Source organism: Leisingera sp. UBA4491, assembly GCF_002388965.1.
Classification (GTDB): domain Bacteria; phylum Pseudomonadota; class Alphaproteobacteria; order Rhodobacterales; family Rhodobacteraceae; genus Leisingera; species Leisingera aquaemixtae.
The window spans coordinates 118,723-142,246 of record NZ_DGNN01000013.1 but is presented as its reverse complement, the minus strand read 5'-3'; the positions used below and the strand labels follow the sequence as shown (position 1 = coordinate 142,246).

The window sequence follows — 23,524 nt, the reverse complement described above, 5'->3', positions numbered from 1 at the left end:
AAGGATAAGTGCAGAAGCATCTGACGGAGCATGAGAGAATTATGAAGCGCGTTTTTCTGCTTATGGCTGCGGCCATTCTGACTGTCGCGGCCGCTTGTACGCCCGCAACCGACTCCAGCAGCACCTACCGCATACGCAATGCGGACAAGGTCCAGATCCGGATGCTCGATTCCGTCAATGCGCTGCGCCAGGCCGCAGGTGCGCAAACGGTTCAACTGAACGCTGAGCTGACCGCCGCCGCCGCGACCCACTCGCGCGATATGTCGGTTCAGAACCGGCCCTGGCATTTCGGCTCCGACGGCTCCTCGCCGCTCGACCGGGTCACACGGGCGGGCTACAATGGCACGCTGCTGGGCGAGAACATCTCGGAAACCTACGAAAATGAGCAGCAAACGCTCACCGCCTGGCTGGAACGGCCCGCCACGCGCGCGGTTATCCTGGATCCGAAGGCTGCGAATATGGGCTTTTCCTGGTTCCAGGAGCCGAACGGAAAAATCTGGTGGACACTGGTAATGGGCAGCTGAGCCGGCGCGCCGTGCGTTAGCACGGCGCCACGCCCAAGGCTGCCAGGAGGTGCCGGCCCCGCCGGCGCATCTGCAGGCGCGGGAGCCCGCCGCCGGGGATTGCGGATCAGGGCCGCAAAGCGATGGTGGTTCCGTCCTGCACCATGGCATAGATCTCTTCGATGTCGTCGTTTGACACCGCGATGCAGCCTGCGGTCCAATCGCTGACCCGCGCTGCGCGCTTGCGCTCCTTCGGGTTGTTGGGCTGCCCGTGAATAAAGATCTCGCCGCCGGGTTTCTTGCCCGCCGCTTGCGCCGCGGTCTGGTCCTGCACATTCGGATATGAGATGCCGACTGACAGGTGGTACCGGCTGTTCGGGTTGCGGCGGTCGATCACATAGGTGCCTTCCGGAGTTTTTCCGTCGCCCTCGAACTGCTTGTGGCCCTGCGGTGCAAAGCCCAGATCAACGTCATATTCCCGCAGCACCTCTTCGTAGTGCAGCAGATACAGCTTGCGCGAGCTCTTGTTGATCACAACCGATGTGACCTGGGGTCCTTCATAAAACTGGAACCTGCGCGCCGCGCTGCCGGTCCTGCTGCAGCCTGCCAGTGCAAGGCTAGCGGCAGCACCGAAACCGAATGCCCTTCTGTTCATTGTTCAGCCTGTATTTTTTGTTTGCCTCTATTCAGGCCATACCGCGAAATCGGGATTAAGAAAATTCACATTTTCCTGTCTTCGCCTGCAGGGCCGGAAATCTTCCGCTCAATGGCCTCCAGACGGGCAAGCACTTCATCCCGGTACGCATCGGTGCGCACGCCCTCTTCCTCGCCGTGCGCGTCCTGCATCGAGTTCACGATCAGGCCAACCAGAAGGTTCACCACCGCAAAGGTGGTCACCATGATGAAGGGCACGAAGAACGCCCAGGCATAGGGGTGAACCTCCATCACCGGCCGCACGATCCCCATTGACCAGCTTTCCAGTGTCATGATCTGGAACAGCGAATAGGCGCTGCGTCCCAGATCGCCGAACCACTCCGGGAAATCCTGGCCGAACAGCTTGGTAGAGATCACCGCGCCGATATAGAAAATGATCGCCATCAGCAGAAAGACAGAGCCCATTCCGGGCAGCGCGGTAATGAAGCCTTCGACCACCCGTCGCAGCCTTGGCGCCACCGAGATGACCCGCAGAACCCGCAGAATGCGCAGTGCCCGCAGAACCGACAGCCCCTGCGCTGCCGGCACCAGCGCAATGCCGACAATTACGAAATCAAACACATTCCAGCCGCTTAAGAAGAACCGCAGGCGGCGCACGTAAAGCTTGGCCAGGATTTCGACGACAAAGATCGACAGGCAGGCGTGGTCAATCAGGTAGATCAGGTCGCCAGCTCTGGCCATTACTGATGGTGCAGTTTCCAGTCCCAAAGTGACTGCATTGACCAGGATGACAGCGGTGATGAAACGGCCAAAGCCTGCACTGTCCAGAAAGGCTTCGAGCCGGCGTGTCGGGGTGGTCGCTGGGGTGTCGGTCATTTCAGTCTTTCAGGGTGAATCGCGCAACAGCTTCGATATGGGCAGACCAGCGGAACTGGTCAACAACCTGGACCCAGCCGAGGTCATAGCCCGCTGCGGCCAGCGTTTTGGCATCCCGGGCAAAGCTGACGGGGTTGCAGGACACATAGGCGATCACTGGCGTGCGGGCTTTGGCCAGCTGCGCGACCTGGGCTTCGGCGCCGGCCCGGGGCGGGTCGATCACTGCCGCGTCAAAGGCGGCGCCGAACGGGTTCAGATCTTCGGGCAGCAGCGGATTGCGGAACAGGTCGCGGGCTTCGGTGGTGACTTTTTTCAGCCCCTTGGCCTTGCGCCAGCCGGCGTCCAGCGCCGCCACCATATCCCGCTCTCCCTCGACTGCGTGCACCTCGGCAGCCTGCGCCAGAGGCAGCGCAAAGGTGCCGCAGCCGGCAAACAGATCAACGATCCGCTTGGCGCCCCTGGTGATTTCCAACACAGCGGCCAGCAGCGCGGCCTCGCCGTCTTTGGTGGCCTGCAGAAAGGCTCCCGGCGGCGGGCAGACCAGGGCGGGACCAAACGGCTGCACCGGCGGCTGCTCCATCGCGACCAGTTCGTCGTCCCAGGTCAGGCGGGCAATCCGGTGCTTCTCTGCCAGCTGTGCCAGCGCGATCCGCAACGGCCCGTCCAGTGGCTTGCCGTTCTGGACAAACATATCCAGGCCCGCGTACGAGGCGGTGACCGTGACCGACAACGGCGTTTTGCGGCTGGCTCCGGCCAGGGCCAGCGATTCCGCTACCGGAATTGCCGCCATCAAGGCGGGGTCCAGCAGCCGGCAATCGGGAATCTCTGTAATCACGTCCGACGCCTGGCCGTGGAATCCGGCCATCGCACCCTTCTTGGTGCGCCGCACCGCAAGCGTGGCCCGGCGGCGGGACTGGGACGGCGAGGTGTGGACAGGCCGGAACTCCGTCTTCAGCCCCTGCGCGGTAAGCGCATTGCGCACCACATCCGTTTTCCACTGCGCCACAAAGCCATCACTGGCGTGCTGCAGCTGACAGCCGCCGCAGGACTTGTAGTGCCGGCAGGGCGGCTGCACCCGGTGCTCCGACGGCGTCTCGATGCGGATGCTGGTCAAGCGGCTGCCCTCGGCAATGCCGCTGACAACCTCGCCCGGAAGGGTGCGCGGGGCAAACAAGGGGCCGTCGGCCACGCCATCGCCCTGATGGCCCAGCCGGCTGATCGTTGCTGTAATTCTGGCTGCGTCTGTCATGGCGGCTCAATAGCGCGCCACAGGGGCCAGCAAAAGCAAAATGCGCCGGCAGGTTTACTCCGCCGCCGCCTGCTCCTCGCCCGTGCAGATGAAACCGCCGGACTGGCGCGCCCAGAACTGCGCGTATAGACCGCCCGTGGCCAGCAGTTCATCGTGGCTGCCGCTTTCGGCAATGCGCCCCCTGTCCATCACGATGATCCGGTCCATTTCGCTAAGCGTCGACAGACGGTGGGCAATCGCCAGCACCGTCTTGCCCTCCATCACCCGGTGCAGCGCCGCCTGAATTGCGGCCTCAACCTCAGAATCCAGCGCCGAGGTTGCCTCGTCCAGCACCAGGATCGGCGCGTCCTTCAGAATGGCGCGCGCCAGTGCAATCCTCTGCCGCTGTCCGCCGGACAGTTTCACCCCCCGCTCGCCAAGATACGCGTCATAGCCGGTGCGGCCCTGGCCGTCCTCCAGTTCTGTGATGAACTCATGCGCCTCAGCCTTCTGCGCCGCCGCGATCAGCTCTTCCTCAGTGGCGTCAGGCCGGCCATAGAGAATATTCTGCCGTGCCGAGCGGTTGAACATGGCGGTTTCCTGGGTGACCATGCCGATCTGGCTGCGCAGCGAATTCTGGGTGACGGTGGAAATATCCTGTCCGTCGATCAAAATCTTCCCGTTCTCCCCTTCATAGAGCCTGAGAAGAAGCGATACGAGCGTGGACTTCCCGGCCCCTGAGGCACCAACGATGCCCAGCTTCTCCCCCGGATGAATGGTCAGGCCAACGCCCTGCACCCCGCCCACATCCCGGCCATAGGCAAACTCCACCTGGTCAAAAGCAATTTCACCCTTGCTGACCTTCAACGGCTTGGCACCGGGCTTATCCTCAACCCTGTCGCGGACGGACAGGGTTTTCATGCCGTTCTCGATCTCGCCCACGTTGGAATAGATCGCCATCAGCGTGAAGCTGACCCAGCCGGTCATCTGAGCGATGCGGATCGAGACCGCGCCAGCCGCCACGATGTCGCCTTCGGTGGCCGTGCCCGACTGCCACAGAAACAGCGTTGCGCCGATCAGCAGCACCGGCAAAATGCCTGCTAGGCACATCAGGGAGAAGCGGAAGCTGGCGGAGAGGTAACCGAAATGCAGCGACTTGTCGCGGAAACGCACCATGGCGTCCTGGGCGGTGCGTTCCTCATGGTCGGCATGGGCAAACAGCTTGACCGTCTTGATGTTGGTGATCGAGTCGACAACCTGCCCGGTTACCATCGCCCGCGCCCCGGCCCGTGCGCCAGAGCGTTTGCGGATGCGCGGCAGAAACCAGCGGATCAGCGCGAAATAAGCGATCAGCCACACCAGGAACACTGCGGTGATGCGCCAATCAATAGAGCCTAACAAGGCCAAAGAGCCCGCAAGAGAGGCCAGCGCAAAGGCCACCACATTGATCATCTCAGTGGTCACGGAGGTGACGGCAGTTGCCGTCTGCATCTGCTTCTGAGCGATCCGGCCGGCAAAATCATCGTCGAAGAACCGCACCGATTGACCCAGCGTCCACCGGTTCAGCCGCGACAGCACCAGCGGGTTCACATTGGGCTGCACGATAATGGCGTTGGAGGCGGCAGACAGGCCAAACAGCACCGGGCGTACAATAAGGAAGAAGCCCAGCGCCAATGCGATGACCGCCACATTGCCGGCCGAGAAAAACTGTTCCGGCCCGCTGGCGATTGCGGTGTCGATGACCATCCCCAGGATAAAGGCGGTACCCGCCTCCATCCCGCCGGCAAGTGCTGAAAAAGCCGCCGCCAGCACCAGCATGGGCCATGCCCCGGCCAGACACCAGCGCAGGAAGGATCCCAGCCTTTGCGGCGGCGGGCCCTCTGCCGGGCGGAAGGCGTCGATCAGGTTGCCAATTGTCATTCTGCTGCCTCAATACTCAGGAAGCCGCCGGACTGGCGCGCCCATAGCTGGGCATAAAGCCCCTGCGCCTGCAATAGCGCCTCATGCGAGCCTTCTTCAACTATACGGCCCTGATCCATTACCAGGATACGGTCCATCTGCGCGATGGTGGACAGCCGGTGTGCAATCGCAATTACCGTCTTGCCCTGCATCATGCCGTAAAGCGTTTCCTGTATCGCCGCCTCAACCTCGGAATCCAGCGCCGAGGTAGCCTCGTCCAGCACCAGAATCGGCGCGTCTTTCAGGATCACCCGCGCCAGAGTCACCCGCTGGCGCTGGCCGCCGGACAACTTCACCCCGCGCTCGCCCACGTGGGCATCATAGCCCTTTCGGCCCTGGGGGTCCTCCAGGTCCAGAATGAACTCATGCGCCTGCGCTTGTTTGGCAGCGGCGATCATCTGCGCTTCGGTCGCGTCCGGGCGTCCGTACAGCAGATTATCCCGGACCGAGCGATGCATCAGCGCGCTGTCCTGCTGAACCATACCGATGTAGCTGCGCAGGCTTTCCTGTGTCACCGCCCGGATGTCCTGGCCGTCGATCAGGATCTGACCGCTGTCAGCGTCATAGAACCGCAGAAGCAGTTTCACCAGGGTCGATTTCCCGGCGCCAGAGCGTCCGATCAGGCCGATCTTCTCGCCCGGCTGGATGGTCAGGCTGATCCTGTCCAGCCCGCCCGCCTCCCGCCCGTAATGGTGCGAAAGGTTGCGCAGCTCGATCTCTCCCTTGGTCAGCTTCAGCGGTTCCGCATTGGCAGCATCCACCAGGTCGATCGGCTGGGCGATGGTTTCCATCCCCTCGGCCACAACCCCCAGCTGGCGGAAGAAGGAGGTCAGCGCCCACATGATCCAGCCGGTCATTGCATTCAGCCGCAGGGTCAGCGCCGTGGCCGCCGCCACCAGACCGACCGAGGCCGTCCCCTGCATCCACAGCATCACGGCCCAGCCGACGACGCCGATAATAAGCAGACCGTTCAGCGTGACCAGCGTGGCATCCATGATGGTGAAGATGCGCATCTCTGTCTGGAACGTCTTGCGGGTGTTTTCGATTGCCTCGCGGGCATAGGTCAGCTCCCGGTCGTGATGGGCAAACATCTTGACCGAGTGGATGTTGGAATAGCTGTCAACCACCCGCCCCGTCACGGTCGAGCGCGCGTCTGACGACGCCTGGCTGGCCGGCCCGACCCGTTTGACGGTCCACATCACGAGAAGCGCATAAAGCGCGAACCAGACAGCCAGCGGCAGCATCAGCCGCACATCGGCCACCCACAGAAGCACCGCAGCGCCAACCAGGTAAGCCAGGGAAAAGGTGATCGCATCAAACACCTGAAAGATCACTTCCCCAGCGGCGGGCGGGGTCTGCATGATCCGGTTGGCGATCCGGCCGGCAAAATCATTCTCGAACCAGCCCACCGATTGGCGCAGCACATGCTTGTGCGCCCGCCAGCGGATCAGCGTGCCAAAGTTCGGCAGGATCGCATTGTTCAGCAGCGCGACGTCCAAAAGCTGAATCACTGGCCGCAGCAGCAGAATGAACAGGGCGACCAGGATCAGCTCAGTCCCATGGTCGTCCCACACCTGCTGGGGCGTACCCGACATCAGGTCGACGATCCGGCCCATATAGTAGATCAGCCCGACCTCGATCCCGGCGACCACCACCGACATAAGCGCGGTCAGGACAAAGACGGATTTGAACGGCTTGCAATAGTCGCGCAGGAAAGGCCACAGCCGCGTCGGCGGCGTGTTGGTTTCCGGGTAGGCGCAATAAGGGTCAATAAGATTTTCAACGAAGCGAAACATGCGGATGCTCCAGTCGTTCGAGCAATTCGGAATACAGATGCAGACAGCGGGCGGCCCAAGGCCCCCACGTCAAACGGGGCAAGGTCTCAGGCGTTAAAGAAACCAGATCCCGTAATACATCAGCATTCCTCCGTCATGTGGTGGCTGCCCTATGGGTACGCAAGATTTGCCGCCGTGTCACCCCCCAAGGTTGTGACGCTGCTGACAGCCCTTGTCAGCGGAGGGAAGCCAGCAACTCCTCGCGCGAAAGAGTGAACCCGGAAGCGATCCAGTTTGCTTCCATTTTCTTCATCGCTGCCCCCAATTCCGGCCCGGCTAAACCGGGCAGGAGATCGCGGGCTTTTACCGGGAAAACCGCTCTGGCGCCCAGCGCAATATCAGTCTCTAAATCAGGGGAAAGCGGCTGTTGAAACAGGGCAGCGCGCAGCAGAAGCGCATCCAGCGCCTTCTCCGCACCCAGCCGGTATCCCAGCTCTCCTGCCTGCGCAGTGCCAGCCGCTGCCTTCCGGATTGCGGCTAGGTGAGAGGCCTGCGCCTTGCTCAGCCTCAGGGCCTCCTGCAGGCCTTCCCCGCCCAGCACGGCAAGGCGGCGGATGCCAGAGGCCGTTCGCCCGGCCTCCAAATGAATCAGCGGCCCAAGCGTCCGGTCATCAGCGCCGGGCAGAATCTGCGCCAGAACGCCTGCCTGCCGCATTGCTGCAACAGACGGCGCAGGATCGGGCGCCGCCAGCAGCTTCAACAGCTCCGCGCCGACCCGCTCTTTGGACAGCGAGGCCAGACCGTCCAGATTGGCGGAAATCGCCGCCAGCGCATCCGGATCAAATCCCTCTGCCTGATCGCCGTACCAGGCGTGAAAGCGGAAATACCGCAAGCTGCGCAGGTAATCCTCGCGGATGCGGTGTTCCGCGGTACCGATGAACCGCACCCGGCGCTTGGTCAGATCCGCAAGCCCGCCCAGCGGATCGACGATCTCGCCATCCGGGCGCGCATAGATCGCGTTCATGGTGAAATCGCGGCGGCGGGCGTCCTCAGTGATGTCGGTGGAAAACGCCACAACAGCCCGGCGGCCATCGGTCGCCACGTCTTTGCGGAAGGTGGTGATTTCGTGCGGGATGCCATTTTTGACCAGAGTCACTGTGCCGTGGTCGATCCCGGTCGGCACCGCCTTGATCCCGGCGCGGGCGGCCAGTTCCATCACCTGCTCCGGCCGCGCGTCGGTGGCGATGTCCATGTCGGAGACCGGCTCGCACAGCAGTGCGTTGCGCACGCATCCGCCGACAAACAGCACCTGCGCGCCATCCGCCGTGACAGCCTCGAACACCGCCTGCGTTGCTTGGTCGTTCAGCCAGGGCTGGTCAATCCGCATTAGCTCTCCATCCGTGCCGCAAAGCCGCGCAGCATCCGCGCGGTGGCGCCCCAAATGTAATAGGGCCCATAGGGAACGGTATAATAGCGCCGGCGGGTGCCGCGCCAGCGGCGCGATTCGATGATGTAGTTTTCTGTGTCCAGAACGTGCCCCAGCGGCACTGAAAACACTTCGGCCACTTCCCCGGCTTCCGGTCGGGCCGCGAAGTCTTCGCGGATCAGCGCAACAACCGGGGTGACGGAGAATCCGGTCACTGTCTCGTGCTCCGGCAGACAGCCAAGGATTTCGGGCAGGTCCTGCGGCAGTCCGATTTCCTCCCAGGCCTCGCGCAGGGCGGCAGCGCAGGCGTCCTTGTCGCCCGCATCGACCTTGCCGCCGGGAAACGCGATCTGTCCCGGATGGTGCTTGAGCGCCGAGGACCGTTTGGTCAGGATCAGCCGCGGCACGCCCGACGCAATGGAAACCGGCACCAGAACCCCGGCATCCCGCAGCTTGCGCCCCTCCGGCAGCACCGTGCCTGGGTTGAGGTCAAAGTCGGAAGAGCCGCCGCCCTGAAGCTGCAGCGCAGCGGCTATTCTGTCCTTAAGATTCCGAGCCGCCTCATTCACTGGGCGGATTTTCCGCTTCAAAGCCCAGCGACGCGGGATCCAGGTCATAATGCGCACCGCAGAACTGGCAGTCCGCAGTCACCCGGCCGTCATCCGTGGTCATCTTCTCAATGTCCTTCGCCGAGTAGATCGACAGGCTCTGGCGCACACGATCTTCCGAGCAGGTGCAGCCGAAGCGCACCGGCTGGAAATCGTAGACGCGGGGTTGTTCCTCGTGAAACAATCGGACCAGCAGGTCGGCGGGGGTGACCGACGGGCCGATCAATTCCAGATCTTCAACTGTGTTCAGCAGCATGGTGACGCGGTTCCAGTTCTCTTCCTCGTCGCCGGTCACCAGATCGGAGGCTTGCAGAACCTCGCCCGTTCCTTCGCCCTGGGCCGCGAAGGGCGACGCCTTGGGCATGCTCTGCAGCATCACACCGCCGGCGCGCCAATGCTCGGGCACGCCGGGTTCAGCCGATTTGCCAAAGCTCAGCTTGAACATCGTGGGCAGCTGTTCGGACTGGGCGAAATACGCCTCGGCGCAAGCGCTGAGCGAGCCTTGGGCCAGCGGGGTGATGCCCTGATAGGGCTGGGTGCCGGTGCCCTGGTCGATCAGAATCGCGAAATACCCTTCGCCCACCTGCTCGAACGGATCGCCATCGGTCAGGCGGCTGCGGTCAAAGCTGGCATAGGCGCGGATCTTGCCGATCTCACCTTCTTTCTGCGGTGCATAATAATCGGTGGCAATCATCCGCACCGCGCCCTTGGACTGTACCTGCAGCGACAGTTTCCAGCGCAGCGAAATCGTTTGGCCAATGAGCGCCGTCAGCAGCGCCATCTCAGCGACCAAAGCTTCAACCGCTGGCGGATAATCATGCTGTTTCAGGATACCATCCAGCACGCCGTCCAGCCGCGCCACGCGGCCGCGCATGTCGGATACATCAAGCTGGAAGGGCAGGACAGTGTCGTCCCACGCGATTTTAGAACCAAGAGTCATGGGGTTTCCTTAAGCGCCGGGGATTGGCATACCGGGGCTATATAGGAGAAACGCCGCTGGAGTGAAGGGGGCTGCCCGTGATCAGACGTTTTGGCGACACCCCGCAAAAAGGCCAGCGCTACCGGATGCGGCCGGGGGCCTATGCGCTGCTGCCGCGCGGCGGCAAGCTGCTGATCACCTGCCAGTACGACCCCCACCCCGACCTGCAGCTGCCGGGCGGCGGCATCGACCCTGGCGAATCGCCGGTCCCTGCCCTGCACCGGGAGGTGTATGAAGAAACCGGCTGGAAAATCTCCGCCCCGCGCAAACTGGGGGTATTCCGGCGTTTTGCCTATATGCCGGAATACGATCTGTGGGCCGAGAAGCTGTGCCACATTTATGTGGCCCGACCGCTGCGCCGCATCGGCCCGCCGTTGGAGGACGGGCATGAAGCGCTGTGGATCGATCCGCAGGAGGCTGCCGTCAGGCTGGGCAACGCCGGCGACCGCCATTTTGCAGCCCGGCTGGCAGCACGCCTGTGAAATCTGGCTAAACCCACCTCCCAAATACACAAAATCCCAGCCGCGGCCGGGATACCATCAGTCAGAAGCTGAGGCAGGTTCAGGGGCCTTGATATTCGAACAAGGTGGCTGAAACGTCATCTTCCAGCCCGTGCTCTTTGCTCATTACCTGGGTCAGGTGCCAGTACAGATCGTCCAGGAATTCCTTGCCGCTTTGGCCGGATCCGCATTTCTCGACCAGTTCAAGCAGGCCCTCGGGTTCCAGCATGGAACCATCTTCCAGCCGCGCCTCGGTGAAACCGTCAGAGAACAGCAGCAGGCGGTCGCCGCGCTCCATGGTGAATTCTTCCTGGCTGTAGCCGATATCCGGCACCAGCCCCACCGGAACGCCGCCTTTGCCGATAAATTCCATCTTGCCGTTTTTTCGCAGCAGCAGCGGGTGCGGATGCCCGGCCTGCACCATCTTGACGACCCCGCTGCGCAAGTCAGCAATGCAGTAGGCCATGGTGAAGTATTCTTCGATGCCGGTGTCGGCGATCAGCCGGGCATTCAGCAGGCTGGCCACTTCTTCCGGCTGGCGCAGGGCGTAGAAACGGTTGAACCGCTTTTCCATGCCGACGTTCTGATCGAAATAGTTGGAGGACAGGTATCCGCCCAGCCGCGCCGTCATCATTGCGGAGGTGATGCCATGACCCGACACGTCAATGGAGTAGAAGCCAATTCTGTTCACGCCGGGAGAGAACATGCCCACTAGGTCGCCGCCGATGTGCCCGCAGGGTTTCAGCAGCAGGCTGACGGTCGAAGAGCCAAAGGTCTTGGACAGTTCCGGCACCAGCGATTCCTGGATCTTGCGCGCCTGGATCAGGTCCTTGTCGATCGCATCATACACCCGCTGCAGCTCACCCAGGGTTTCGGAGACGATACGGTTCTTTTCTGACAGCTCCCGCTGCATGCGCAGAATCCGCTCCCCCGCGGAAATGCGCGCGCGCAGCTCATCAGAACTCACCGGCTTGGTCAGGAAATCATCGGCGCCGGCATCAAGCCCCTCGGCAACCTCGTTCTTTTCGCTTTTGGAGGTCAGCAGGATGAAGTAGGCGTAATCCCCGCTTGAGCGGGCCCGGAAGGCGCGGCAGAACTCCAGCCCGTTCATGCCCGGCATCATCCAGTCGCTGAGGATCAGATCCGGCGTTTCCGCCTGGCAGATCTCCATCGCTGCCTCGCCGCTCTCGGCCTCGACGACCTCAAAACCCCATTTCTTGAGTGAAGCGACAAGGATGCGTCTTTGCAGGCGGCTGTCGTCGACAACCAGCACACGGCGTATTGATCCGGCCACTGTGTGGTCCTCGTTGTCCATCGAACTTTCTGGCAGCACCGAAGGCACCTCACAAATGGCATAATCAGACAGTCTTGTGATACTATCGGTCCAGAAATTTAACAGGCGGTGAAACCTAAAATTTGAGCTTCCCCCTTTATTTCACTATATTTTTACTGCAATCAACTTAAGAAATCGCGCATGGCGACTGATCGTAGGGACAAGAGACATGATTGACTGGCCACGCGTGACCGAGCTGCGCGAAGAAGTGGGTGCTGAGGATTTCGAGGAAGTCGTAGAGATATTTCTCGAAGAAGTCGAAGAGGTTATCGGAAAGCTGCAAGACGGCGACCGCAGCCGGCTGGAGCAGGATCTGCACTTTTTGAAAGGCAGCGCGCTCAACCTCGGGTTTGCAGATTTTTCCGCACTCTGCCTCGACGGGGAGAGAAAGTCCGCGCAGGGCGGTGCGGATGGTGTCGACGTTCCTGCCATCATCGCCAAGTTTCAGGATTCCAAGTCAGCCTTTCTGACGGGCATGTCGGAGAAATTCTGACCTCCGCCGCAGGTCTCAGATCACGAACTGCGCCAGCGTTTCGTCCCTGGTGATGTCCGTATAGGTCATCCCAGCCGCATCCAGCCGCGCGAACAGCTGCTCAAAATTTTCCGGCCGTTTGGTTTCGATCCCGATCAGAACAGAGCCGAAGTTGCGGGCCGACTTCTTCATGTACTCAAAGCGGGCGATGTCGTCCTCAGGCCCCAGGATGCCCAGGAACTCTTTCAGCGCGCCAGGCCGCTGCGGCAGCCGCAGGATGAAGTATTTCTTCACCCCGGAATAGCGCTGCGCCCGTTCCTTGACCTCGGGCAGCCGTTCGAAATCGAAATTTCCGCCGGAGGTGACGCAGACCACCGTCTTGCCGCGAATCCAGGACCGCACATCCTGCAGCGCCTCGACCGACAGCGCGCCAGCCGGTTCCAGCACGATGCCCTCGACATTCAGCATCTCAATGATGGTTGCGCAGATCCGGTCCTCGGAGATTGCCAGGACATCCGGCAGCGGCACGTCCTTCAGAATGTCAAAGGGCAAGTCACCGATCCGTCCCACCGCGGCGCCATCGACAAAGGTATCAACGGTGTCGAGCGGCACCGGCTTGCCCGCCGCCAGTGCCGCGCGCAGGCAGGCGCCGCCGTCCGGCTCGACAAACAGACTGTGAACATCCTCACCAAACCAGGAGGAAACGCCCGCCGACATGCCGCCGCCGCCCACCGGCAGCAGGATGTGATCCGGAGCCTTTCCCAGCTGCGCCTCAATCTCCACTGCAATGGAGGCTTGACCCTCGATCACATCGGCGTCGTCAAAGGGCGACAGGAAATGCCCGCCTTCCTGCGCGCACCATTCCTGCGCAGCGGCCAAGCAGATGTCAAAATAGTCGCCGACCAGATGTATTTCGATATTGTCTCCGCCGAACATGCGGGTCTTCTGGATCTTCTGCTGCGGCGTGGTGACCGGCATGAAAATGACACCGCGCTTGCCCATATGCCGGCACATGAAGGCAACGCCCTGAGCGTGATTGCCGGCGGAGGCACAGACAAACAGCTCCTGTTCCGGCTGTTTGCGCATCGCGTTCAGTGCGCCGCGGATCTTGTAGGAACGGACCGGGCTCAGGTCCTCGCGTTTGAGGTAGATGTCGGCGCCGAAACGTTCGGACAGATGCACATTGCGCTGCAAGGGTGTTGCAGGGAACACATCGCGCATCGCCTGTTCGGCAGCACGGGCCTGGGTCTTGAAATCGCTCATGTATCCTTCAGTGGCGCAACCCCGCCCCCAAGGCAAGGGGCGGGAGCAAAGCATACATAAGAATACTGGGGATCAGACCGGGCGGCCTTCGACGTAATGGCCGTAAAGCGTAGTCATGATGCTGACGTTCAGAAGGCTCAGCATGACTGCAAATCCCAATTGCAGTACGAGCGAAAAGACCGGGATTCCGGCAACCGCCGACAACGCCAGCTCCACCACGAGCTGTGCAAGAAACACACACACACCAAGCAGAAACAGCGCCGGGATTGCGCCCTTGGTCGCCTCCAAGGCGTCACTCAGGCTAATTGCCCTGCCAACAGCCGCAGCGGGGAGAATGACCAGCAGCCGCGAGAGAAACAGGGCAACGGCAATAAACAGAACAATCAGAATGGCGACCCCGAAGTACCCCGCTGTCTCCGCAAACGCGCTTCCGATGAAGGCGACCACGATCAGGGAGATCACCGAAACGATGGCAAGCTGGACCGCTCGCAGAAAGTAGATGAGGATATTGGAGGTGTGGAGCCGGGGAATCCAGCCTTCAGGCATCTCTTCCAGAAGCACATACCTGTGCCAGGCAACAACACCCCAGATGCTGATCAGCATGACGACTACCCAGACTGCTGCCATTTGCAGTAAAAAGCCAGTAGACACGCTGCCCAGCGGCATGTTCACTGCCTGCCCCACTGGTATTATCCCTGATTGAAAAACAGCATAGACCACGGCAAACACCACTGCGAACACAAGCAGCGTTGGGACCAGGAATATCTGGATTGCAGCTTGGAAATTCCGGAGCACCATGCTCACGGAATGCGAGAAAATCGACCAGCCCTTCATTGGGGTATTCTCCAAAATGTCTTTCCGTTTTGCCGCGCACGTTAAGCGTGTCCCGCAGATTAGAAAACCCCGGAAAACCTTGCTCTTCTGGGCAAAACCCGATACGCCGCAGGCGTTCTGACCTGAGAGGGAAATCCATGTCCGCGCCCAAGAAAGTTGTGCTCGCCTATTCCGGTGGCCTCGACACCTCGATCATCCTGAAATGGCTGCAGACCGAATACGGCTGCGAAGTTGTCACCTTCACCGCCGATCTCGGCCAGGGTGAGGAGCTGGAGCCCGCCCGCAAGAAAGCGGAAATGCTGGGCATCAAGCCGGAAAACATCTACATCGAAGATGTGCGCGAGGAATTTGTCCGCGACTTCGTGTTCCCGATGTTCCGCGCCAATGCGGTCTATGAAGGCCTGTATCTTCTGGGCACCTCCATCGCCCGCCCGCTGATCTCCAAGCGTCTGGTTGAGATCGCCGAAGCCACCGGTGCCGACGCCGTGGCCCATGGCGCCACCGGCAAGGGCAACGACCAGGTCCGCTTCGAACTGGCCGCCTATGCGCTGAACCCCGACATCAAGGTAATCGCGCCCTGGCGCGAGTGGGACCTGACCTCGCGCACCAAGCTCTTGGAATTTGCCGAGGCGCACCAGATCCCCGTTGCCAAGGACAAGCGCGGCGAGGCCCCCTTCTCGGTCGATGCAAACCTCCTGCATACTTCATCCGAGGGCAAGGTACTGGAAGACCCGGCGCAGGAAGCGCCCGATTACGTCTACCAGCGCACCGTGCACCCCGAAGAGGCGCCGGACACCCCCGAATACATCGAAATCGGCTTTGAAAAGGGCGATGCGGTCAGCATCAACGGCGAGGCGATGAGCCCGGCCACTATCCTGACCGAGCTCAATGAATACGGACGTAAGCACGGCATCGGCCGCCTCGACCTTGTCGAAGGCCGTTTCGTCGGCATGAAGTCCCGCGGCATCTACGAGACCCCGGGCGGCACCATCCTGCTGGAAGCCCACCGCGGTATCGAATCCATCACCATGGACCGCGGCGCGATGCACCTGAAAGATCAGCTGATGCCGCAGTACGCAGAGCTGATCTACAACGGCTTCTGGTACAGCCCTGAGCGTGAAATGCTGCAGGCCGCCATCGACAAGAGCCAGGAGTTCGTCTCCGGCACCGTGCGCGTGAAGCTTTATAAGGGCTTGGCCTCCACCGTTGGCCGCTGGTCGGAAAATTCGCTCTACTCCGAAGCGCATGTGACCTTCGAGGAAGACGCCGGCGCCTACGACCAGAAAGACGCCGCAGGCTTCATTCAGCTGAACGCCCTGCGCCTCAAACTGCTGGCCGCTCGTGAGCGCCGGATCAAAAAGTGAGTGATCACGACGGCATAGACAGCGATTTCGAGGATGATTTCGCGGAAGAGCTGGACATGTTCGTCGAAGCTCAGGACACCGTCTGGGCGGCTGTCCTGAACGAACTCTCTGCAGGTCAGAAGACGAGCCACTGGATGTGGTTCGTCTTCCCCCAACTGGCCGAGCTCGGCCGGTCCCACATGGCGCAGCTTTATGGGATCGAGGATCTGGTTGAGGCCACAGCTTATCTGAACCACGAAAAACTGCGCGCCCGCTTGGTCGAGGTCAGCCAGCTGATGCTGCAGCACCGCAGTAAAAAGCCTGAGCAGATCCTCGGCGGCATCGACGCCAAGAAGCTACGCTCCTCGATGACGCTTTTTGCTGCTGTGTCCGGCGCACCGGCAGAATTTCAGCAAGTGCTAGATGCCTTCTACGACGGTCAGCCCTGCCCGCTCACCCGGGACGCGCTTGCCGGCGGGTAATCCGTCCGCTTCCCCCTTGGTCAATGTTGCCCGGACCGCCTTGCCTGCCTAACGCTCACGTCAGGCAAGGGAGGACAACATGGCACTTGAAGACATCGCAGCAGGCATTCGCGACGGCTTGACCGGAAAAACCTTCGATGGCTCTCTGAAATTCGATTGCGGCGACGAGGGCGTGATTGTGCTCGCCCAGGGGGATGCCACAACCCAGGACCGGGACACTGATTGCACGCTCCGTCTGTCCGCGGACAATCTGCAAAAGCTGCTCGCCGGCAAGCTGAACCCGATGACCGCGGTGATGATGGGCAAGATCAAGGTGTCCGGCGACATGGGCGTCGCCATGAAACTGAGCAAGCTGATCGGCTGAGCCGCTTCCTCTTGCCCTAAGTATCCTGGGGGTGAGCGCCGCAGGCGCGAGGGGGCAAAGCCCCCTCCAACCATCAGATCTTCACAGCTTTCATCTGCTCATAATAGGGCATTGCCGCCTGCAGCACGGGCTGCAGCGCGTCCGGCACGTCTGGCAGCGGCCCTTCGGCGCCGGCAAATCCGGTGGAACTCCAGACCGCGCCATACCAATGTTCAGCCCACACGCCGTCATCCTTGTGCCCGCCTTTGGGCCAGCTCAGCATCTTCGGGGAATAGGGGATGCCGATTGCGTCGCACAGCTGCTCCAGTTTTGCCGCCGGGTTCTCGCGGATATCGTGGCTGTCCACCACCACCGGCGTCTGCCCCCAGCTGCGCACCAGGTCAAACAGCTCTGCCTGCTGGCGGAAGCCGATATCCTCCAGCGTGGGATTTTCCCGTTTTGCCGCATAAGAGGCAATCACCCGCGCCGGGTGACGGATCAGAAAGACATTGACCGCCTCGCGCATCCAGTCACGCGGCACGCCCGGGATCATGTGCTGGGTCATGTGTTTTTGATAATAGTAGGGCTTCGCCCCCGGGACCGGCCCAAGCAGCGCCTTGGCCACAGCTTCGGGGTCCTGCGGCTGGCTATCCAGAATCTCACTCCGCATCGGATGGTCGAGACCGGTCATCGCCAGATAGGCAGCATAAAACGGTTCATCCACCACTGCGCAATCGCCGCGGTTGCCAAAGGCATACATCATCGCGGTCGACAGGTTCCGCGGTCCTGACCACATGGCAATCCGCATCACGCACACTCCTTCTCAATCAGGTTCTTGTAGAGGCTCCTGATACGCTCGGTCATGGGACCCATCTGCCCGCTGCCGATCTGCCGCCCGTCGATCTCCCCCACCGGGGTCTGCGCGCCGAATGTGCCGGTGAGGAAGGCTTCATCCGCGCCATATGTGTCGACCAGTGAATAGTTCCGCTCATGCACCGGAATGCCGTTCTCTCGGCACAGATCAATCACTTTCTGGCGGGTGATGCCGTTCATGCAATAGTCCCCAGTAGAAGTCCAAACCTCCCCCTTGCGCACGATGAAGAAATTGCACGCGTTGGTGGTGTTTACAAAGCCATTCACGTCCAGCATCAGCGCCTCATCCGCGCCCGCTTTCTCTGCCGCGATGCAGGCGAGAATGCAGTTCAGCTTGGAATGGGAGTTCAGCTTGGGGTCCTGGGACATCGGCAGGCCCCGGATATGCGGCACCGTGGCCAGCTTGATCGGGCGCGGCAGGTTCGGGCGCGAGTGTTCCATGATGATCGTCATGGTCGGCCCCTGTTGCGACAAGGACGGATGCTGGAAAGGCCGGGTTTTCACCCCCCGCGTGACCATCAGCCGGGTATGGGCATCCGTTGTCATGCCATTGGCTTTTTGCGTCTCTAACAGGGCGTTTTCGACACCTTCCCGGTCCAGGCCGATGTCCAGATCAATGGCCTTGGCGGCCTCGAACAGGCGGTCCAGGTGCTCATCCATGAAGGCCCAGGCGCCGTTGTACAGGCGCAGCCCCTCCCAGACGCCATCGCCCAGCATGAAGCCGCTATCGTAAACGCTGACCTTGGCCTCGGCCTTGGGAACGATTTCGCCGTTCAGGTAGATCAGGATCTCGTCGTTGCGCCGGTCTTCTTCGGCCTGATGGGTGCTCATCTTTTTGGTCATGGAATCCTCCTGCTGGCGGCACGTTAGTAAAATTGGATCCAATTTCCAACCGGTAACTTGCTGTCACCTGTTTGTGAGAATTGCGCATGCCGGGTTGAGAGGCGCGGCAACTGCCGGCAGGGTGGCATCGAAGCAGGATGGAGGCGGAGATGCGTGTTCTGGAGAGACTTAAACCCTTGGCCCTGGCGGGTTTGATCGCCATCGGCACTGCGGCGCAAACTAATCCGCTGCAGGCTCAGTCCACTGAAGTCCTTACAGTGGCTGGCGGCTGCTTCTGGTGTGTGGAAAGCGATTTCGAAAGCGTGCCAGGAGTAATCGAAGCGGTGTCAGGGTACACTGGAGGCAAGGTGGCGAACCCGACCTACAAGGACGTGACCCAAGGCGGCAGCGGCCACTACGAGGCGGTGCAGATCATTTTTGACCCGGCAAAAGTGTCCCGGCAGCGGCTGCTGGAGATGTTCTTCCGCTCGGTCGACCCAACCGATGCAGGCGGCCAGTTCTGCGACCGCGGCGAGAGCTACCGCACAGCTGTTTTCGTCTCTAACAAGGCGGAAACGGCCCTGGCCAACAGAGTAAAAGCCGACGCGCAGAAGGCCTTGGGACAAAAGATCGTGACGCCGGTTCTGCCGGCGAAGACCTTTTACAAAGCCGAGGACTATCACCAGGACTACTACAAGGGGGACAGCCTGGTGTTCACCCGGTTTGGACCCAAGCGGCAGGCCGCAGCATACGAGCGGTACCGCCGGGCCTGCGGCCGGGACGCAAGGGTCGGGCAGCTTTGGGGCGCCGCGGCGCCTTTTGCCAAGGGGCATTAGTGCGGGGCCCTGCCCCCTTGGCGGTTGCAGCCGGAACGCGGCAGGCCGCCCGGATCAGAAACGGGCGGCTTGAACCTCTGCCAGCTCGGGGATCACATCCGCGGTGCCGTGGCGGGTGACCATGAGTGCCGCGGCACGGCTGGCCTGATCCATCGCCTCTGCCATCGCCAGCCCCCGGTCCAGGCCGGACAGGACGTAGCCGGTGAAGGTGTCGCCGGCCCCGGTTGTGTCGACCGCAGTGACTGGCAGCGCGGGCACATCCAGAACGGCGCCTGTTTCACCGTCGATGTGGCGGGCGCCTTTGGAGCCGAGGGTGATGATCACGTCCTTAATGCCAATTTGCCCGGGCGACTTGCCGGTGGCCTGCTGCAGCTGCTGGGCCTCGACCTCATTCAGGATCAGGAAATCCAGATACGGCAGCACCGCCTGAACCGCACCCGCATCAAACGGAGCCGCGGCATAACACACCCGCAAACCCATCTGCCGGCCCAGCTGCGCCGCCTCTGCCTGCATATTGGTTTCATTCTGCATCACCAGAATGTCGCCGGCGTTTGCCATGTCCAGCGCCTGGTTCAGCTGGTCTTTGCTGATCAACCGGTTGGCACCAGGGAACAGAATGATCTGGTTCTCTCCCCCCGGTTCCACAGCAATGATGGCGTGGCCGGTTGGTGCTTCCACCCGGACAATGTGCTCCGTGCCGGCTCCGTAGGCCTTCAGCCGCTCAATCGCCCAATCGCCGTCAGATCCCACTGCGCCGATGTGGTGAACCTCACTGCCGGCCCGGGTGGCGGCGACGGACATATTGGCGCCCTTGCCGCCCAGAAACCGGTCAAGGCGCAGGGCGGCCAGGGTTTCCCCCGCCGCCGGCAGATGCGGCATGGAGTAAACCATGTCCGCGTTGATCGAGCCGAGGTTCCAAATCGCCATATCAGATCACCCGATATTGCAGGCTGCCAGCACCGCCATGTTCAGAATGTCATTGGTGGTGGAGGTAGTCGAACAAATCTGAATCGGCTTGTCGATGCCTGACAGGATCGGGCCGATCACCGTGGCGCCGCCCATCTCCTGCATCAGCTTGACCGAGATCGAGGCCGAGTGGCGCGCCGGCACGATCAGGATATTGGCCGGGCCGGTCAGCCTCTGGAACGGGTAGTACCGCTGCGCGCGCTCGTTCAGAGCCACGTCAACGGTCATCTCGCCTTCGTATTCGAAGTCGACGCCCCGCTTGTCCAAGACGGTTGGCGCAACATGCATCTTTTCCGCGCGTTCCGACACCGGATAGCCGAAGGTTGAGAAGCTGACAAAAGCCACCCGCGGCTCAAGACCCATATGGCGGGCCACCACGGCTGCACGCTCCGCGATGTTGGCCAGGTGGTTTTCATCAGGCCATTCATGCACCAGAGTATCGCCGATCAGCACGATCCGCCCCTTGTGCAGCAGCGCGGTGACACCCGCCACACCGTGATCGGCATCGGCATCGAACACATGGTTGATCCGGTCCAGCACATGCGCGGATTTGCGGGTCGCACCGGTCACCAGACCGTCACCATGCCCATGCGCCAGCATCAGGCTGGAGAACACATGTCGGTCGCGGCCCACCAGCCGGTGGATGTCCTTGCGGTCGAAGCCCTTGCGCTGCAGGCGGCTGTACAGGAAATCCTTGTACATTTCGAAATGGGGTGTGTTGGCGGCGTTGATAATCTCCAGCTCGCGCACTGCATCGCCAAGGCCGGCTGCCTCCAGTTTGACCCGCACGTCCTCCTGCCGGCCGACAACCAGCGATTTACCAAAGCCGGAACGCTGGTACATCACCGCCGCGCGCAGCGCGCGGGGATCGTCGCCCTCGGCAAAGATCATCCGCGACTGGGCAGAACGGGCCCGGGCGTTCAACCCGCGCAGGATTGAGGCGGTCGGATCCATGCGGGACTTCAGGCCAACCTCATAGGCGTCCATGTCCACGATCGGGCGGCGTGCGGCACCGGTATCCATGCCAGCCCTGGCAACCGCCGGGGGAATCCTATGGATCAGCCGCGGATCAAATGGGGTCGGGATGATGTAATCACGGCCAAAGGTCAGCGACTTGCCATAGGCCAGCGCCACCTCATCCGGCACATCTTCGCGCGCCAGCGCGGCAAGCGCATGGGCGCAGGCGATCTTCATCTCGTCATTGATCGCACGGGCGTGAATGTCCAGCGCACCACGGAACAGATAGGGAAAGCCCAGAACGTTGTTGACCTGGTTCGGATAATCCGAGCGTCCAGTGGCGACGATGGCATCCACACGCACCTCATGCGCTTCTTCCGGGGTGATTTCCGGATCCGGGTTTGCCATGGCAAAGATCACCGGGTTGTCAGCCATCGAGGCCACCATGTCCTGTGTCACGGCACCCTTGACCGAGACCCCCAGAAACACATCGGCCCCGCGCATCGCCTCTTCCAGGGTCCGCAGATCGGTGCTGACAGCGTGCGCCGATTTCCACTGGTTCATGCCCTCGGTACGGCCCTGATAGATCACGCCCTTGGTATCGCATGCGATGCAGTTTTCATGCCGCGCGCCCATGGATTTCAGCAGCTCGATACAGGCAATACCGGCAGCGCCGGCGCCGTTGAGGACGATCTTCACCTCCTCGATCTTCTTGCCCGACAGATGCAGCGCGTTGATCAGTCCCGCCGCACAGATCACCGCGGTGCCGTGCTGGTCATCGTGGAAGACGGGAATGTCCATTTCTTCCTTCAGGCGCTGCTCGATGATAAAGCATTCCGGCGCCTTAATGTCTTCCAGGTTGATGCCGCCAAAGGTCGGGCCCATCAGCTTGACCGCCTCGATGAACTTGTCCGGGTCTTCGGTGTCCAGCTCGATGTCGATCGAGTTCACATCGGCAAAGCGTTTGAAGAGGACCGACTTGCCTTCCATCACCGGCTTGGAGCCCAGCGCGCCCAGATTGCCCAGGCCCAGCACCGCAGTGCCGTTGGAGATCACTGCAACCAGGTTGCCCTTGTTGGTATAGTCATAGGCTGTTTCGGGATTCTCAGCGATTGCCTCGCAAGGCACCGCAACGCCCGGAGAATACGCCAGCGACAGGTCCCGCTGGGTGGTCATCGGGACGGTCGCGTTGATCTCCCATTTGCCCGGAGACGGCTCCAGGTGAAACGCCAGGGCTTCCGCGTCGGTGATCTTGTTCTTGGGCATTTAATCTCTTGTCCTCTCCTCGTCGCCGACCGTCTTATCCCAGCCCACCGCGCCCCTCAATCCGGGGTTTCAAGAATCTGTATCGCCAGATTTTAGAAAAAAGCGGCTAAAAGACGATAGATTCCGTCAGGATTTCGCCTCAAAGCAGACCGCGGAATGCTGTAATTCCTTAATAGGTCTTAAGGCGCACCTGTCTTCCAGGTGGCGCTGAGGCCGGGAAGTCTGGGCCAGAAAGCAACGGTCAGAACGGCGTTTGTCCGCCCGCCAAGGGCATAGGATCAAAGGAAAAGTGAGGAATGATAAGTTTCCACAACAATTCCGGGGCGATGGTGGCCTTGCAGACATTGGGCGGAGTCAATTCTCAGCTCAACCAAACGCAAGACAGCATTTCCACCGGTCAGACCATTAATTCCGCACAGGATAATGCGGCCCTCTGGGCGATCTCCGAACTGATGAACTCGGATATTTCCGGCTTGCGATCGGTGTCGGACTCTTTGTCGCTGGGCGAGGCTACCGTGGCGGTTGCCTCAGCCGGCGCAGAGCAGATCACCGAAACCCTGACCGAAATGCGGTCACTGGCCATCATGGCCAGCAGCGGCATGGGCGACTTCAGCAAGTATGAGGCCGCCATGGCAAAGAAGACCGAGCAGATCAATTCGATCATCTCGTCTTCCGGCTTTAACGGGGTGAACCTCCTGAAGACCGATGTCGACGGTGCCGGCGGCACCGGACTGACAGTTCCGTCTGCGATCTCCAGCGACGGCAGCCTGACCACCCTCAGCGTTGACGGTGTGGATTTTGAAGGCAGCCCGCAGTTCGATCTTGGCAACCGGACCGCAATCACCGACAGCGCCAGCGCCCTGACCGCCTTGGGAGAAATCGAAGGCTTTCTTGCCTACGCAGTCGAAGGTTCGGCGGCTCTGGGATCCAGCGCCAATCAGCTCGCTGGTCAGGGCGATTACGTCAGCAAGCAGTCGGATGCGCTCACCCGGGGCGTCAGCTCGATGATCGACACCAGCATCGAAGAGGCCGCAACCAAGCTGCTGGCATTGCAGTCGCAGCAGCAGCTCAGCACGCTGTCGCTCTCCATCGTGAACACGATGCCTGACACGCTGCGCAACCTCTACTGACAGCAGGCTGCCGCCGGGTCCCCTGGCGGCAGCCATATCCGGGTTTTCCTCGCTCCGCCCCCATTGTAGATGTCTTGCAAAGACGACCCCGGGGGA

At 61.4% G+C, this 23,524-nt stretch carries 23 protein-coding genes; 8 read left to right on the top strand and 15 right to left on the bottom strand.

The window, feature by feature from the left end; translation table 11 throughout:
- The first annotated feature begins 41 nt into the window (after positions 1 to 41).
- Positions 42 to 524 (top strand): CAP domain-containing protein, encoded by a 483-nt coding sequence (locus B2P87_RS06555; protein ID WP_058287341.1) that lies wholly within the window; start codon positions 42 to 44, stop codon positions 522 to 524.
- A 106-nt stretch (positions 525 to 630) separates the two neighbouring features.
- On the opposite strand, the gene B2P87_RS06550 is transcribed toward B2P87_RS06555, so the two are convergent.
- The 8 genes from B2P87_RS06550 to B2P87_RS06515 all read right to left on the bottom strand — a co-directional run bounded on the left by B2P87_RS06550 (position 631) and on the right by B2P87_RS06515 (position 9,969).
- On the bottom strand, positions 631 to 1,158 hold the full coding sequence (locus B2P87_RS06550; RefSeq protein ID WP_058287342.1) for a L,D-transpeptidase family protein: 528 nt from the start codon (positions 1,156 to 1,158) through the stop codon (positions 631 to 633).
- 65 nt (positions 1,159 to 1,223) lie between these two features.
- On the bottom strand, positions 1,224 to 2,033 hold the full coding sequence (locus B2P87_RS06545; protein WP_058287343.1) for an ion transporter: 810 nt from the start codon (positions 2,031 to 2,033) through the stop codon (positions 1,224 to 1,226).
- A gap of 1 nt (position 2,034) precedes the next feature.
- Entirely contained in the window at positions 2,035 to 3,282 is a 1,248-nt protein-coding gene (locus B2P87_RS06540; RefSeq protein ID WP_141891645.1) for a class I SAM-dependent RNA methyltransferase, read from the bottom strand.
- A 54-nt stretch (positions 3,283 to 3,336) separates the two neighbouring features.
- Positions 3,337 to 5,181 carry an ABC transporter ATP-binding protein gene (locus B2P87_RS06535; protein WP_141891646.1) on the bottom strand — a complete coding sequence of 615 codons (1,845 nt, stop codon included), beginning with the start codon at positions 5,179 to 5,181 and terminating at the stop codon, positions 3,337 to 3,339.
- Positions 5,178 to 7,016, bottom strand: coding sequence for an ABC transporter ATP-binding protein (locus B2P87_RS06530; protein ID WP_141891647.1), 1,839 nt, complete (start codon positions 7,014 to 7,016; stop codon positions 5,178 to 5,180). Before B2P87_RS06530 ends, B2P87_RS06535 begins: the two co-directional genes overlap by 4 nt.
- A 214-nt stretch (positions 7,017 to 7,230) precedes the next feature.
- On the bottom strand, positions 7,231 to 8,382 hold the full coding sequence (locus B2P87_RS06525) for a CCA tRNA nucleotidyltransferase (RefSeq protein ID WP_141891648.1): 1,152 nt from the start codon (positions 8,380 to 8,382) through the stop codon (positions 7,231 to 7,233).
- Positions 8,382 to 8,990 (bottom strand): CoA pyrophosphatase, encoded by a 609-nt coding sequence (locus B2P87_RS06520; RefSeq protein ID WP_208764503.1) that lies wholly within the window; start codon positions 8,988 to 8,990, stop codon positions 8,382 to 8,384. Before B2P87_RS06520 ends, B2P87_RS06525 begins: the two co-directional genes overlap by 1 nt.
- A complete protein-coding gene (locus B2P87_RS06515) occupies positions 8,983 to 9,969 on the bottom strand; it encodes an Hsp33 family molecular chaperone HslO (RefSeq protein ID WP_141891649.1) in 987 nt (328 codons plus the stop codon). The genes B2P87_RS06520 and B2P87_RS06515 overlap by 8 nt, the downstream gene beginning before the upstream one ends.
- Positions 9,970 to 10,046: 77 nt before the next feature.
- Here B2P87_RS06515 and B2P87_RS06510 point away from each other — a divergent pair, with 77 nt between their 5' ends.
- Positions 10,047 to 10,490 carry an NUDIX hydrolase gene (locus tag B2P87_RS06510; RefSeq protein WP_008558073.1) on the top strand — a complete coding sequence of 148 codons (444 nt, stop codon included), beginning with the start codon at positions 10,047 to 10,049 and terminating at the stop codon, positions 10,488 to 10,490.
- Positions 10,491 to 10,569: 79 nt separating this feature from the next.
- Here the strand turns inward: B2P87_RS06510 and B2P87_RS06505 are convergent, their stop codons facing one another.
- Complete coding sequence (locus B2P87_RS06505; RefSeq protein ID WP_141892127.1) at positions 10,570 to 11,823, bottom strand: PP2C family protein-serine/threonine phosphatase; 1,254 nt, start codon at positions 11,821 to 11,823, stop codon at positions 10,570 to 10,572.
- A gap of 187 nt (positions 11,824 to 12,010) precedes the next feature.
- Here B2P87_RS06505 and B2P87_RS06500 point away from each other — a divergent pair, with 187 nt between their 5' ends.
- Positions 12,011 to 12,334, top strand: a complete 324-nt coding sequence (locus B2P87_RS06500; RefSeq protein WP_141891650.1) for an Hpt domain-containing protein — start codon at positions 12,011 to 12,013, stop codon at positions 12,332 to 12,334.
- 15 nt (positions 12,335 to 12,349) lie between these two features.
- On the opposite strand, the gene ilvA is transcribed toward B2P87_RS06500, so the two are convergent.
- Positions 12,350 to 13,576: a threonine ammonia-lyase IlvA gene (gene ilvA / locus B2P87_RS06495; RefSeq protein ID WP_141891651.1), complete on the bottom strand. Its 1,227-nt coding sequence runs from the start codon at positions 13,574 to 13,576 to the stop codon at positions 12,350 to 12,352.
- A gap of 72 nt (positions 13,577 to 13,648) precedes the next feature.
- Positions 13,649 to 14,410 carry a hypothetical protein gene (locus B2P87_RS06490; protein WP_141891652.1) on the bottom strand — a complete coding sequence of 254 codons (762 nt, stop codon included), beginning with the start codon at positions 14,408 to 14,410 and terminating at the stop codon, positions 13,649 to 13,651.
- Between the two features lie 137 nt (positions 14,411 to 14,547).
- Here B2P87_RS06490 and B2P87_RS06485 point away from each other — a divergent pair, with 137 nt between their 5' ends.
- The 3 genes from B2P87_RS06485 (at position 14,548) to B2P87_RS06475 (ending at position 16,599) form a co-directional block, all read left to right on the top strand.
- Entirely contained in the window at positions 14,548 to 15,774 is a 1,227-nt protein-coding gene (locus tag B2P87_RS06485; protein WP_141891653.1) for an argininosuccinate synthase, read from the top strand.
- Complete coding sequence (locus B2P87_RS06480; RefSeq protein WP_141891654.1) at positions 15,771 to 16,235, top strand: DUF1810 domain-containing protein; 465 nt, start codon at positions 15,771 to 15,773, stop codon at positions 16,233 to 16,235. Before B2P87_RS06485 ends, B2P87_RS06480 begins: the two co-directional genes overlap by 4 nt.
- A 79-nt stretch (positions 16,236 to 16,314) precedes the next feature.
- Positions 16,315 to 16,599, top strand: a complete 285-nt coding sequence (locus B2P87_RS06475) for an SCP2 sterol-binding domain-containing protein (RefSeq protein ID WP_141891655.1) — start codon at positions 16,315 to 16,317, stop codon at positions 16,597 to 16,599.
- Positions 16,600 to 16,672: 73 nt separating this feature from the next.
- Here the strand turns inward: B2P87_RS06475 and B2P87_RS06470 are convergent, their stop codons facing one another.
- Together B2P87_RS06470 and B2P87_RS06465 are read right to left on the bottom strand one after the other, a co-directional pair.
- Positions 16,673 to 17,386 carry an HAD family hydrolase gene (locus B2P87_RS06470; RefSeq protein WP_141891656.1) on the bottom strand — a complete coding sequence of 238 codons (714 nt, stop codon included), beginning with the start codon at positions 17,384 to 17,386 and terminating at the stop codon, positions 16,673 to 16,675.
- Positions 17,386 to 18,294: a D-amino acid aminotransferase gene (locus B2P87_RS06465; RefSeq protein ID WP_141891657.1), complete on the bottom strand. Its 909-nt coding sequence runs from the start codon at positions 18,292 to 18,294 to the stop codon at positions 17,386 to 17,388. Before B2P87_RS06465 ends, B2P87_RS06470 begins: the two co-directional genes overlap by 1 nt.
- Positions 18,295 to 18,443: 149 nt before the next feature.
- Here B2P87_RS06465 and msrA point away from each other — a divergent pair, with 149 nt between their 5' ends.
- Positions 18,444 to 19,109 (top strand): peptide-methionine (S)-S-oxide reductase MsrA, encoded by a 666-nt coding sequence (msrA, locus tag B2P87_RS06460; protein ID WP_141891658.1) that lies wholly within the window; start codon positions 18,444 to 18,446, stop codon positions 19,107 to 19,109.
- Positions 19,110 to 19,163: 54 nt separating this feature from the next.
- Here msrA and B2P87_RS06455 read toward each other — a convergent pair whose 3' ends face one another.
- Complete coding sequence (locus tag B2P87_RS06455; protein ID WP_141891659.1) at positions 19,164 to 20,036, bottom strand: ribokinase; 873 nt, start codon at positions 20,034 to 20,036, stop codon at positions 19,164 to 19,166.
- A gap of 6 nt (positions 20,037 to 20,042) precedes the next feature.
- Positions 20,043 to 22,298, bottom strand: a complete 2,256-nt coding sequence (locus B2P87_RS06450) for an NADP-dependent malic enzyme (protein ID WP_141891660.1) — start codon at positions 22,296 to 22,298, stop codon at positions 20,043 to 20,045.
- A 296-nt stretch (positions 22,299 to 22,594) separates the two neighbouring features.
- On the opposite strand from B2P87_RS06450, the gene B2P87_RS06445 reads away from it, so the two are divergent.
- Positions 22,595 to 23,428, top strand: coding sequence for a flagellin (locus tag B2P87_RS06445; protein ID WP_058287363.1), 834 nt, complete (start codon positions 22,595 to 22,597; stop codon positions 23,426 to 23,428).
- The last annotated feature ends 96 nt before the right edge of the window (positions 23,429 to 23,524 follow it).

Coding starts and splice junctions, on each gene's coding strand:
- B2P87_RS06485 (WP_141891653.1), top strand. CDS start 14,548: ATGTCCGCGCCCAAGAAAGTTGTGCTCGCCTATTCCGGTGGCCTCGAC.
- B2P87_RS06490 (WP_141891652.1), bottom strand. CDS start 14,410: ATGAAGGGCTGGTCGATTTTCTCGCATTCCGTGAGCATGGTGCTCCGG.
- B2P87_RS06525 (WP_141891648.1), bottom strand. CDS start 8,382: ATGCGGATTGACCAGCCCTGGCTGAACGACCAAGCAACGCAGGCGGTG.
- ilvA (WP_141891651.1), bottom strand. CDS start 13,576: ATGAGCGATTTCAAGACCCAGGCCCGTGCTGCCGAACAGGCGATGCGC.
- B2P87_RS06505 (WP_141892127.1), bottom strand. CDS start 11,823: ATGGACAACGAGGACCACACAGTGGCCGGATCAATACGCCGTGTGCTG.
- B2P87_RS06550 (WP_058287342.1), bottom strand. CDS start 1,158: ATGAACAGAAGGGCATTCGGTTTCGGTGCTGCCGCTAGCCTTGCACTG.
- B2P87_RS06545 (WP_058287343.1), bottom strand. CDS start 2,033: ATGACCGACACCCCAGCGACCACCCCGACACGCCGGCTCGAAGCCTTT.
- B2P87_RS06555 (WP_058287341.1), top strand. CDS start 42: ATGAAGCGCGTTTTTCTGCTTATGGCTGCGGCCATTCTGACTGTCGCG.
- B2P87_RS06445 (WP_058287363.1), top strand. CDS start 22,595: ATGATAAGTTTCCACAACAATTCCGGGGCGATGGTGGCCTTGCAGACA.
- B2P87_RS06535 (WP_141891646.1), bottom strand. CDS start 5,181: ATGACAATTGGCAACCTGATCGACGCCTTCCGCCCGGCAGAGGGCCCG.
- B2P87_RS06455 (WP_141891659.1), bottom strand. CDS start 20,036: ATGGCGATTTGGAACCTCGGCTCGATCAACGCGGACATGGTTTACTCC.
- B2P87_RS06500 (WP_141891650.1), top strand. CDS start 12,011: ATGATTGACTGGCCACGCGTGACCGAGCTGCGCGAAGAAGTGGGTGCT.
- B2P87_RS06450 (WP_141891660.1), bottom strand. CDS start 22,298: ATGCCCAAGAACAAGATCACCGACGCGGAAGCCCTGGCGTTTCACCTG.
- B2P87_RS06530 (WP_141891647.1), bottom strand. CDS start 7,016: ATGTTTCGCTTCGTTGAAAATCTTATTGACCCTTATTGCGCCTACCCG.
- B2P87_RS06470 (WP_141891656.1), bottom strand. CDS start 17,386: ATGCGGATTGCCATGTGGTCAGGACCGCGGAACCTGTCGACCGCGATG.
- B2P87_RS06515 (WP_141891649.1), bottom strand. CDS start 9,969: ATGACTCTTGGTTCTAAAATCGCGTGGGACGACACTGTCCTGCCCTTC.
- B2P87_RS06540 (WP_141891645.1), bottom strand. CDS start 3,282: ATGACAGACGCAGCCAGAATTACAGCAACGATCAGCCGGCTGGGCCAT.
- msrA (WP_141891658.1), top strand. CDS start 18,444: ATGCGTGTTCTGGAGAGACTTAAACCCTTGGCCCTGGCGGGTTTGATC.
- B2P87_RS06465 (WP_141891657.1), bottom strand. CDS start 18,294: ATGACCAAAAAGATGAGCACCCATCAGGCCGAAGAAGACCGGCGCAAC.
- B2P87_RS06475 (WP_141891655.1), top strand. CDS start 16,315: ATGGCACTTGAAGACATCGCAGCAGGCATTCGCGACGGCTTGACCGGA.